The following is a 1,839-nucleotide window of genomic DNA, read 5'->3' as shown; positions in this document are numbered from 1 at the left end:
TCCCCCCCATCCCGGCCGGCGCTCGCCGTCCCCTCGGCTGCACAGGGTCCGCATCGGTTCGCTCATGCCCTACCGCTCGATGGGCGTCAGGCCCGTCAGTTCGCGCACCCGCGCGAACACCGCCACGGGCAGCGGGGCGCTCCCCGACACAAGCAGCCGGGCGCCGCGCAGTTTCCGCGCCGACTCCTCGTCCTCGACGACTCGGGTCCACACCGTCGGCACCCCGAAGTAGAGGGTGCCGTGTGCGTCCGCGTATGCCTGCGGTGTCGGTTTACCCGTGTGGATCAGCCGGCTGCCGACCCGCAGCGGGCCGAGCACACCGAGGATCAGCCCGTGCACGTGGAACAGCGGCAGCCCGTGCACGAGCACGTCGTCTGCCGTCCAGTTCCAGGCACGTGCCAGCGCGTCGATCCCCGCAGCTATCGCGCGGCGGCTCAGCAGCACCCCCTTCGGTGCGCCCGTGGTCCCGGAGGTGTAGAGCACGAACGCCGTTCCCGCCGAGTTCGGTTCGGGCACGTGATGCCAGTCGCGGGCGTGCAGCCGGATGGGCACCACCGGCAGCTCGGGTACCTCCGGAGCACGGGTGGCGGGCGCGGCGCCCACCCATGCCTGCGCCCCGGAGTCCTTCAGGATGTGGGCGAGTTCGGCCGGGCCGGAGTCCGGCGGCACCGGGACCACGGTCACGCCGGCGAGCAGACATCCGACGATCGACACGATCGTCGTCGCGGTCGGTGTCGCGAGGACGGCGACCCGGTCGGCCCGGGCCACTCGCGCCGCGGCGGCCGTGGCGGCGCCGAGAAGGTCGCAGCGCGAGAGGGTATGACCGTCGATACGGACAGCGTCGGGTACGTCGTCACCGCGTGCGACGGCAAGGGGATTCAGCGAACGAAGCAGTGCAGACACAGCAGCCACGATTCCATACCGCCGTGCGGCCGCTCACGGCAGTCAGGATGCGGCGCCCCGACGGGCCATCGGCGCGGTGGGCACCGTCGGCCGCGGCGGCGGTAACACCGTCCCGAGCACCGCGCCGAGCAGCATGCCGATCAGGACGGCCACTCCGTGCGCGTCGTCGAACGCCACCAGCGCGGCGCCGAGCACGAAGGTGGCCGCTGCCGCGGCGAGCAGGCGGTGCCGTGCCCCGACGACCGGCCACAGGCCCGCGACCGACCCCGCCAGCGCCAGGGTCGCGCCGAGGGTTCCCGCCCCGACCGACGGCGACACGAACGTCGTGAACAGACCCCACAGCAGTTGCCCCACGAGCAGCAGCGCGACCGCTCGATACCATCCCCAGATCCGCACACTCACCGCGGCAACGACGGCCAGGAACACGAGGGCGACGATCATGTCGAGAACGCCGCCGTCCTGGATCAACGCCGAACTGAACACGCGCCACCACTCCCCCTCGTCGCGGGTGCGCACCGGGTCGCGTCGGAACGTGCCCGGCAGGGACGGGAACAGCAGGCGCGACAACGACGCCATGGCGACGACGGCCCACACCGCGACCGCGGCGATCGGCGGGGGCCACCACCCCGACCACCGGTCGCGCCCACCTCTGCCGGCCGAAGCGCGCGACGCGGACACGACCGTCAACACCACCAGGGCGGCGTAGAACACCCACAAGCGTGGATCGTCGCCGGATGTGCTCACGAGCGCCAATGTACCGGCGAGACCGGCGTCCGGTCCGCAGACGAGCCGTGGGTGCGGTCGGCGCCGGAGGTTCGTGCCGGAGTGTCAGGCGAGCCGACGCGCGGCGGCCGCGATCCGTTCGTCCGTGGCCGTCAGTGCGATCCGCACGTGCAACACCCCACCGGGCCCGTAGAACTCGCCCGGCGCCACGAG

At 72.8% G+C, this 1,839-nt stretch carries 1 protein-coding gene and 1 pseudogene; both read right to left on the bottom strand.

Features of this window, described 5'->3' with window-relative positions; genetic code table 11:
• Positions 1–903 (bottom strand): annotated as a pseudogene (locus Q8814_RS25970) (AMP-binding protein); the annotation flags it as partial.
• Positions 904–945: 42 nt separating this feature from the next.
• Complete coding sequence (locus tag Q8814_RS25965; RefSeq protein ID WP_330154805.1) at positions 946–1,647, bottom strand: rhomboid family intramembrane serine protease; 702 nt, start codon at positions 1,645–1,647, stop codon at positions 946–948.
• Between the last annotated feature and the right edge of the window lie 192 nt (positions 1,648–1,839).

This window comes from Rhodococcus chondri (genome assembly GCF_036327435.1).
In the GTDB taxonomy this organism is placed as follows: domain Bacteria; phylum Actinomycetota; class Actinomycetes; order Mycobacteriales; family Mycobacteriaceae; genus Rhodococcus; species Rhodococcus chondri.
This window is presented reverse-complemented; position numbering and strand designations above follow the sequence as displayed.